The sequence below is a fragment of the Pseudonocardia sp. KRD291 genome, from assembly GCF_019263595.1.
Classification (GTDB): domain Bacteria; phylum Actinomycetota; class Actinomycetes; order Mycobacteriales; family Pseudonocardiaceae; genus Pseudonocardia.
In genome coordinates this window covers 1-8,919 of the sequence record NZ_JADQDD010000259.1, presented here as the reverse complement: position 1 = coordinate 8,919, position 8,919 = coordinate 1, and the positions used below count along the sequence as shown (strand labels likewise).

At 73.1% G+C, this 8,919-nt stretch carries 9 protein-coding genes; 1 reads left to right on the top strand and 8 read right to left on the bottom strand.

Annotated features, from left to right (window positions below; genetic code table 11):
- The 4 genes from I4I78_RS26090 to I4I78_RS26075 all read right to left on the bottom strand — a co-directional run.
- Nucleotides 1-360 (bottom strand): hypothetical protein (locus tag I4I78_RS26090; RefSeq protein ID WP_218614142.1); only part of this gene is annotated, 360 nt, incomplete at its 3' end.
- A gap of 31 nt (nucleotides 361-391) precedes the next feature.
- Nucleotides 392-1,966 carry a dynamin family protein gene (locus tag I4I78_RS26085; protein ID WP_218614141.1) on the bottom strand — a complete coding sequence of 525 codons (1,575 nt, stop codon included), beginning with the start codon at nucleotides 1,964-1,966 and terminating at the stop codon, nucleotides 392-394.
- Entirely contained in the window at nucleotides 1,963-3,858 is a 1,896-nt protein-coding gene (locus I4I78_RS26080) for a dynamin family protein (RefSeq protein WP_218614140.1), read from the bottom strand. The genes I4I78_RS26085 and I4I78_RS26080 overlap by 4 nt, the downstream gene beginning before the upstream one ends.
- An 85-nt stretch (nucleotides 3,859-3,943) precedes the next feature.
- A complete protein-coding gene (locus tag I4I78_RS26075) occupies nucleotides 3,944-4,993 on the bottom strand; it encodes a glycoprotein (RefSeq protein WP_218614139.1) in 1,050 nt (349 codons plus the stop codon).
- 188 nt (nucleotides 4,994-5,181) lie between these two features.
- On the opposite strand from I4I78_RS26075, the gene I4I78_RS26070 reads away from it, so the two are divergent.
- Nucleotides 5,182-6,510: an alpha-amylase family protein gene (locus I4I78_RS26070; protein ID WP_218614138.1), complete on the top strand. Its 1,329-nt coding sequence runs from the start codon at nucleotides 5,182-5,184 to the stop codon at nucleotides 6,508-6,510.
- An 81-nt stretch (nucleotides 6,511-6,591) separates the two neighbouring features.
- Here the strand turns inward: I4I78_RS26070 and I4I78_RS26065 are convergent, their stop codons facing one another.
- The 4 genes from I4I78_RS26065 to I4I78_RS26050 all read right to left on the bottom strand — a co-directional run.
- Nucleotides 6,592-7,542, bottom strand: a complete 951-nt coding sequence (locus tag I4I78_RS26065) for a PLP-dependent cysteine synthase family protein (RefSeq protein ID WP_218614137.1) — start codon at nucleotides 7,540-7,542, stop codon at nucleotides 6,592-6,594.
- A 3-nt stretch (nucleotides 7,543-7,545) separates the two neighbouring features.
- Nucleotides 7,546-7,824 (bottom strand): MoaD/ThiS family protein, encoded by a 279-nt coding sequence (locus I4I78_RS26060; RefSeq protein ID WP_218614136.1) that lies wholly within the window; start codon nucleotides 7,822-7,824, stop codon nucleotides 7,546-7,548.
- A 111-nt stretch (nucleotides 7,825-7,935) separates the two neighbouring features.
- Nucleotides 7,936-8,406: a Mov34/MPN/PAD-1 family protein gene (locus I4I78_RS26055; protein WP_218614135.1), complete on the bottom strand. Its 471-nt coding sequence runs from the start codon at nucleotides 8,404-8,406 to the stop codon at nucleotides 7,936-7,938.
- 53 nt (nucleotides 8,407-8,459) lie between these two features.
- On the bottom strand, nucleotides 8,460-8,919 hold a 460-nt coding region (locus tag I4I78_RS26050; RefSeq protein ID WP_374225918.1), incomplete at its 5' end, for a hypothetical protein.

Here is an 8,919-nt window from a genome sequence, read left to right as displayed (position 1 = left end):
GGAGCCGGGTACCGCAGGCGCCGGGTCCAGCCCGCCGTCCGGAGAGGGGCCGACGTCCGGCCGGGGCCCGCCCTCGAGCGGCGTCGGGTTGCCGGCCAGGTCGACCGGCGCGTCCGTGGTGGCGCCGGCGAACCCGCCGACGGCCAGCAGCGCGGCCGGGACGCCGAGCGCGGCGCCGGTGGTGGCGACCCGGGCGGCGACCCGCCGGATGCCCTCCGGGGCGTTCGCGCCGTTCGCGACGGCGTTGCGCACCCGCTCCGGGACGCTGAGCCGCACGTCGGACATCGCGAGCTCCCACAGGTGCGCCGGCATGCCCGCCGGGGTCCCGCTCGCCGCCGCCTGCGGTGTCGTCGTCGTCATGGCACGAGCCTCCCCCCGCCGGAACCGCTGGTCATGAGCAGTCCGCTACTCGTCCCGGGCCGGCCGCGACACCGCCGTTGCTCATCGGCGGGGAGGTGGTGCGCGGCGCCGGGATCCGGGCGGCCTCCAGCACCCCGAGCAGCAGCCCCTCGCAGGTCCGCACGAGGACCCGGCAGGCCTCCCGCACGTCCCGCCCGGACGAGGGGTGCTCGGCGCGGCGCTGCCACTGCGCGAGCGCCGCCTGCGCGACCCGCAGGGCCTCCTCCGGGCCGGACCCGACGGGGGCACCGAGCCGGGTCGCCGGGTGCACCCCCTCCCCGCCGAGGAGCCGTTCGGCGGTGTCCCGCTCGGACTCCGAGAGGAGCAGGGCGCCGGTGCGCAGCGTGTCCAGCAGCCGGATCTCGGCGAACTCGTGCGCCCCGGCGGTGACCAGCTCCAGCTCGTGCATCAGCGCCGTCGCCGCCGGCACCGGGTAGCGGCGCAGCACGGCCTCGGTGGCACGCAGCGCGGAGCGGGCCTTGAGCGCGTCCGCGCGCCCGGCGAACCGGCTCGTGAGCGCGTCCCGGAACGGCACCAGCCCGCTGCGGTGCAGCAGCTCGCGCGAGAGCGCCCCGGCCGTCGTCGCGACGCCGCTGCGGATCAGCTGCACCGACAGCCGCACGCCGAACAGGCCGAACCGTTCCAGCAGCGCCGCCCGCCGCGCGGGCCCCAGGTCGAGCTCCGTCGTCCCGGTGGCGAAGCGGCTCGCGGTGAGCAGCAGCCTGCCGGACTCGGTGTCCGCGGCCTCGGCGAGCTGGGCCAGCGCCCGGAACTCGTCCTCGCGCAGCGTGGCCGCGGTCGCGGCGAGCAGCCCGGCCACCGGCAGCACGGTCTGGCACAGCGCGCGGACCCTCGGGTCGGCACGGTAGCGCGCGGCGACCCGGTCGGCGCTGGCCAGGGCGCCCGGACGGCCGTGTCCGACCTCGTCCGCGCGGGCGAGCACGCCGATCGTGTTGATCGGCCGCCGCTCGGCCGGGTCGTCTCGGAAGGCCTCCAGGAACGAGACGTCGGTGGCGTGCATGTGCCGCATCAGGTAGACCACCGCGTCCACCGCGCCCGGGCCGTCCTCGTCCTCCGGTGTCAGCGCGGCCGTGGCGCGCCCGGACAGCTCCGCGGTCAGCGAGTCCATCCCGGGGGTGTCGACCAGGGTCATCGACCGCAGCGCAGGGGACGGCCAGTCCACGACCAGGTGGTCGATCTCGTCGGCGGAGAGCCCCTGCAGGTCGGGGACGCCGCCGGTGGCGCCGGGCGGCAGCGCGCACCACCGTCCGGAACGCAGGGCCGCGCCGACCCGGTAGGTGTGCCCGTCCCGGTACCAGGTCACCACCCGGGTGCACTCCCCCGCGTCGGTGGCCGCCAGCTCCTGGCCGACCAGTGCGTTGAGCAGCGTCGACTTGCCCGCCTTGATCCGCCCGGCGATCGCCACCCGCAGCGGCTCGTCGAGGCGCGCCGCGGCGGCGAGCAGGTCCGGCATCGCCGGGCCGCCGCCGTAGACCCCGCAGGCCCGGTGCACCAGCCCCCGCACGCGGTTGACCAGGGTCGCCGGGGCGGGCGGTCGGGTGCTCATCGGGCACCGCCGTCCGGGACGTCGGCTGCGACGTCCGCTGCGACGTCCTTCCCGACGGGCTCGGGCGGCTCGGAGCGGATCCGTTCCAGGTGCCCGGTGAGGTCGTCGAGGCGGGCGCGCAGCATCCCCAGCGAGGCCATGTCCGTCCCGATCCGTTCCCGCGCCCCGGCGTCGGACTCGCCGCCGCGCGCGGACTCCTGCGCGGCGGCGAGACCGGCCGCGGCCGAACGCTGCAGCTCCGCCACCCGGTCGCCCCACGCGGTGCGCAGCTCGCGCTGCACGTGCCGGATCGCGTCCCGGGAGTCCTTGCCGACCTGCATCTGGAACTCGTCGACGAACCGGCGCACCACGGCCTTCGCCTCGCCCCGGCGCTTCTCGACCTGCCGCTTGCGCTCGTCGCGCATCCCGGCGCGTCCGAGCAGCAGGGCCGGGATCAGCCCGAACGGCGTCGGCACGCCCAGCGTCGCCACGTTGGTGAGCACGGTGAACATCAGGAACCCGCCGAAGGCCTTCTGGACAGCGGCCATCCCGGCGCCCTTCGCCTTGCGCTCCACGAACGCGGAGTCGACGGTGAACGTGTCCAGCAGCTCGACCGGCGCGGACACCTCGCGGGCGGTGACGATCTCGGACTCGGCCAGGTCGAAGTGCTCGCCGACGGTCGTCGCCACCTCCTTGGCCCGGCGCACGAACAGCGCGTAGTTCTCCAGCGCCTCCCCGGCCAGGCGCTGGCGCAGCCACCGCTCGAACTCGTCCCAGTTGGTCGCCGGGTCGCCCTCGTCGATGGTCGCCTCGGCCTCGTGCAGCGCGGTCCGGGCCCGGTTGCGCAGGTCGAAGTCGACGTCCGAGGTGATGTCGGCGAACCCGTCGTTGAGCAGCAGCTGCCACTTCGAGGACCGCTCGCGCAGCGCGTCGGCGCTCTCCTTGGCCGCGGTCAGCGAGGCCAGCAGCTCGGCGGTGTTCTCCGGGTCGAGCAGGGCGTCCCGGCGGGCGGTGGCGGCGATCTGCATCTGGTCGAGAGCGGAGCGCAGGTGCGTGACGACCGAGTCGAGCGCGATCCGCTCGGATCCGGCCAGCACGTCGTTGATCCGGCGGACCAGGTCGGGGAAGCCGGACTCGTTGTTCAGGTCCTGGTCCGCGTCCTTCGCGGCCAGCGCGCGGATCTCCGAGGACACCGCGACCGCCTCGACGTCGATCCCGTGGCGCTGCAGGTGGCCCAGGTCCAGCTGCAGGATCCGCGCCCACTCCGGGTAGAGGTCGATCTTGGTGAGCACCAGCAGCAGGGTGGGGCAGAGCTCGCGCACGGTGCGCAGGAAGCGCAGCTCGGCGGCGGTCAGCTCCTGCGAGGCGTCGGTGAGGAACAGCACCGCGTGCGACTGCGGCAGCGAGCTCATCGCGGTCGCGTTGGCCGTCGAACCGAGCCCGCCGACGCCCGGGGTGTCGATCAGCACCAGCCCGGTGGACAGGAGCTGCCGGGCGATCCCGACCGTCACCGAGCGCAGCCGGCGGGTGTTGCCGGGGTTGCCCGACTCCGAGGCGTAGGCCGCGATCTCCGACGGCGAGATCGTCTCGTTCCACCCCGGGCCGCCGGAGCCGGGGGCGGACTCGAAGGCGGCGCTGGCGGCCAGCTCGGTGGCGTAGCGGACCTCGGTCGGGACGGCGGTGGCGATGTCGTCGTCGACCGGACACACCGGGGCGGTGAGCAGCGCGTTCACCAGGGAGCTCTTGCCCTGTTTGAACTCGCCGACCACGTGCACGGTCACCGTCGCGGCCTCGAGCAGGCGTCGCGCCGCCACCAGCCGGTCGGCCAGGTCGTCACGGTCGTAGGCGCGGGCGCCCTTCACCGTCATGTCCAGCGTGTCCAGCGCGTGCTTCGTCGCCGCGGTCGTCGGCATCGCCGGGGCCCCCTCCACTCGCACGTGTGAGCAGTCGCCCGTGGCCGGGCGACTGCTCACTCGTTCCGGTCGTCCGGTCCGCTACTCAGCCGCCGTCGCTCATCGCCGCGGCGGGCTCGTCCATGTCGTCCGAGCCTCCGTCGTGGCCGCTGCTCTCGTAGCTGCTGGGACCGGCGGCCTCGTAGCTCGGCTCGTCGTGCGCCACGACGGTCGGGGCCGCGTCCCCACCGTCGTCGTCACCGGACTTCGCCTGCTGGTTGAAGTTGCTCCCACCACCACCGGACCCGGCACCGGACTGCTGCTGGTTCTGGAAAATGTCCCCACCGTCGTCATCACCCGACTTGGCCTGCTGGTTGAAGTTGCTCCCACCACCACCGGACCCGGCACCCGACTGCTGCTGGTTCTGGAAAATGTCCCCACCGTCGTCATCACCCGACTTGGCCTGCTGATTGAAGTTCGACCCCCCACCACCACCGGCGCCGGCCTGCTGCTGGTTCTGGAAAAGGTCGCCACCGTCGTCATCACCCGACTTGGCCTGCTGATTGAAGTTGCTCCCACCACCACCGGACCCGGCACCCGACTGCTGGTTCTGGAAGATGTCCCCACCGTCGTCATCGCCCGACTTCGCCTGCTGGTTGAAGTTCGACCCACCGCCACCACCGGCGCCGGCCTGCTGCTGGTTCTGGAAAATGTCCCCGCCGTCGTCGTCGCCGGACTTCGCCTGCTGGTTGAAGTTGCTGCCCCCACCACCACCGGCGCCAGCCTGCTGCTGGTTCTGGAAGATGTCCCCACCGTCGTCGTCACCCGCCGCGGCCTGCTGGTTGAAGTTCGACCCCCCGCCACCGCCTCCGCCGGCGGCTCCGGCCTGCTGCTGGTTCTGGAAGATGTCCCCGCCGTCCCAGTCCTCCGAGTAGATCCGGTTGCCGAGGGCGTCGATGTAGTACTGGTTGCCGTTCTCGTCGAGGAACACCGGCTCGCCGTGCGGGCCGCTCACCCCCTCGGCCTTCGCCTGCTGGTTGAAGTTCGACCCGCCGACCCCGGCACCGGCCTGCTGCTGGTTCTGGAAGATGTCGCCGCCGCCGTCGTCGCCCGCCGCCGCCTGCTGGTTGAAGTTCGACCCCACCGTCTCGGTCATGACCCACACCTCTCGTCGTGTTCGGATCGAGACCCACCGTCCGGGGCGTCGTGTGGCCCGCCGTCCGGGGCCGCCACCGAGGTCTCGCTGGACAAAGACTGCGCCGACGGGGGTCCGCGGTCATGAGTACCGACCTACTCATCTCCCCGGGCCGGGTTGCTCGACCGGCGACAGGGAGGATGGGCGGCATGGACCGGTGGATCGACCACGTCGTCTGGTGGCACGCCTACCCGCTCGGGTTCGTCGGGGCGGAACCGGAGGCGTTACCCGACGACGCCGCCCCGATCCCCCGGCTGGACCGGTTCGAGCCGTGGTTGGACTACCTGGTCGATCTGGGCTGCAACGGTCTCGCGCTCGGGCCGGTGTTCGCCTCCGAGACCCACGGCTACGACACCGTCGACTTCCGGCGGATCGACCCGCGCCTCGGGGACGACGCCGCGTTCGACCGGCTCGTCCGCGCCTGCCGTCCGCGCGGGATCCGGATCCTGCTCGACGGCGTGTTCAACCACGTCGGCCGCTCGTTCCCGCAGTTCAGGCAGGCTCTCACCGACGGGCCGGCCTCGGAGGCCGGGCGCTGGTTCCGCTGGAGCGGCGACAGCGCGGATGCCCGTTCCACCGGCGGCGCTCCCGTACCCGAGTCGTTCGAGGGCCACGACAAGCTGGTCTCCCTGAACCACGACGAGCCGGCCGTGCGCGCGCACGTCGCCGACGTCATGACGCACTGGCTCGACCGCGGCGCCGACGGCTGGCGCCTCGACGCGGCCTACCAGGTGCCGTCGTCGTTCTGGGCCGCCGTGCTGCCGGCCGTGCGCGAACGGCACCCGGACGCCTGGTTCGTCGGCGAGGTCATCCACGGCGACTACGCCGCGGTCGTGTCCGAGTCCGGCATGGACTCGGTCACCCAGTACGAGCTGTGGAAGTCGGTGTGGAGCTCGCTCAACGACGGGAACCTGCACGAGCTGGCCTGGAACCTGAGCCGGCACGAGGAGATGCTGACGACGTTCACGCCGCTGACCTTCGTCGGGAACCACGACGTCACCCGGATCGCGAGCCGCCTGGAGAACCCGGCGCACCTCGGGCACGCGGTGGCGGTGCTGATGACCGTCGGCGGGATCCCGTCGGTCTACGCCGGTGACGAGCAGGCGTTCACCGGGATCAAGGAGGAACGCGAGCACGGCGACGACGCGATCCGGCCGCCGTTCCCGGACACCCCGGCCGACCTCGCGCCGTTCGGCGCCACCACCCGTGAGCTGCACCAGCAGCTGATCGGGCTCCGCCGTCGCCACCCCTGGCTGGTCGACGCGCGCACCACCGTCGAGCACGTCACCGACACCACGATGGCCCTGCGCTCGGCGCCACGCCACGACGGGGGCGGCGGCCTGGTCCTGCTGCTCTCGGCCGACGACGAGCCGTTCCGCTTCCCGGACGAGCTGCACGGCGAGGTCCTCGCCGAGGCGACCGCCACCGACGACCCACTGCACCTGGCCCCCCACACCTGGCGCATCCTCACCGGCTGACCCCCGCCGAGGAACGGACGAGCGGCCCCTCCGTCGGAAAGGTTCCGACGAACGGGCCGCTCGCTGCAGACGGGGTGGGCGTCAGGCCCAGAGCTGGCCGTCGATGCCCTGGGCGGCCGTGCCGAGGTCACCGGAGTAGGCGCCGGTGGACAGGTACTTCCAGCCGCCGTCGCACACGATCATGACGACGTCGGCGGTCTCGCCGGCCTTGGCCGCCTTCTCCGCGGCCGCGATCGCGGCGTGCAGGATCGCGCCGGACGAGATGCCGGCGAAGATCCCCTCCTGCTCGACGAGCTGGCGCGTGCGGCGCAGCGCGTCGTAGCTGCCGACCGAGAAGCGCCCGGTCAGCACGGACGCGTCGTAGAGCTCCGGGACGAACCCCTCGTCGAGGTTGCGCAGGCCGTAGACCAGCTCGCCGTAGCGCGGCTCGGCCGCGATCACCTGGACGCCGGGCTTCTGCTCGCGCAGGTACCGCCCGGCCCCGACCAGCGTGCCGGTGGTGCCCAGCCCGGCGACGAAGTGCGTCACCGACGGCAGGTCCCGCAGGATCTCCGGACCGGTGCCGCGGTAGTGCGCGTCGGTGTTCGCCGGGTTGCCGTACTGGTAGAGCATCACCCAGTCGGAGTGCTCCGCGGCGAGCTCCTTGGCCACCGCGACGGCCTGGTTCGACCCGCCCGCCGCCGGCGAGGAGATGATCTGCGCGCCGTACATGCCCAGCAGCTGGCGACGCTCGGCCGAGGTGTTCTCCGGCATCACGCAGACCAGCTGGTAGCCCTTGAGCTTGGACGCCATGGCCAGCGAGATCCCGGTGTTGCCCGACGTCGGCTCCAGGATCGTGCAGCCGGGGCTCAGCAGGCCCTGCTTCTCCGCGTCCTCGATCATCGCGAGCGCGGGCCGGTCCTTGATCGAACCGGTGGGGTTGCGGTCCTCGAGCTTCGCCCAGATGCGCACGTCATCGGACGGCGACAGCGACGGCAGCCCGACCAGCGGGGTGTCGCCGACCGCCTGGAGCAGCGAGTCGTAGCGGGCCATCGGCTAGCGCATCCCGCCCGCGACGGCCGGGAGGATGGTCAGCGTGGAGGACTCCTGCACCGGCGCCTCGAGCCCGCCGGCGAAGCGGATGTCCTCGTCGTCGACGTAGATGTTGACGAAGCGGTGCAGCTTGCCGTCGGTGATCAGGCGCTCCTTGATGCCGCCGTGGCGCGACTCGAGGTCGTCGATCACCTCGGAGACGTTGCTGCCCTTGGCCTCGACGGACTTCTCACCGTCGGTGTGGGTGCGCAGGATGGTCGGGACGGAGACGGTGACGGCCATGCGGAGATACTCCTGGTCGGATCGGTTGCCGGTGGTGGTCTGTCCTGGGCAACGCGTCCGGGAGCGACGGTCATTCCACGCGCGTCCCCGGCGCGTGTGCGCTGGTGAGGCTCAGGCGTGGTCGGGGACGTCGTCGGAGCCGGTGTGGGCGAACATGTACGACTCGACGACCTGGATCTCCTCCTCGGTCACCACGCCGTCCACGATCCGGTACGAGTGCAGGTCGTGGCCGGTGTGGTTGGCCTCGGCGTCGTCCCGGGTGGAGACCAGCACGTAGTGCGCCTCCGGCTCGGAGGCGTAGGAGATGTCGGTGCGCGAGGGATAGGCCGCCGTCGCGGTGTGCGAGTGGTAGATCACGACCGGCACCTCGTCGCGGGAGTCCATGTCCCGGTACAGGCGCAGCAGGTCGCCGGAGTCGAACTCGTAGAACGTGGGCGAGCGCGCCGCGTTGAGCATCGGCACGAACCGCTCCGGGCGGTCCGACCCCTCGGGCCCGGCGACGACACCGCACGCCTCGTCGGGGTGGTCACGACGTGCGTGCGCGACGATCTCGTCGACGAGGTCTGCTCGGAGGACCAGCACACCGAGAAGGATACGGGGCGCCGCACGCCGAGCGCACACCCTGTCGCGACGCGTCACACCACCCCGGGCCCGCCGAAGACCGGCAGCGCCGTGGTGAGGACGTGGTTCGAGTTGCGCTGGTAGACGGCGAGGGCCTGGCGCGCCGACGGAGCGTGCCCCGCCGCCCCACCGAGGACGGCGTCCAGCACGGCTGCGGCCCCGGACCACCCCGCGGCCGCCGGTTGCGCGGCGACGACCTCCCGGCGCGCCGTCTCGTGGTGGGCCGCCTGCTCCTGCAGCGCGACGACGGCCCGGGCCAGCCGGTCGGCGTCGGTGCGGGTGCCGAGACACAGGGCCTCGAGGTGCACGCGGGTCGCGTCCGCGGCGGGCCCGGCGTGGGCCTCGCCGTAGCGGCGCAGCAGCAGCGCCAGCTCGTCGGCGACACCGCAGACGGCCCCGGCGGCGTCCCGGTAGGCCGCGATCGGCAGCTCGAACGCCGCGGCCCCTGGGCCGGCCAGCAGACGGCTGCGCAGC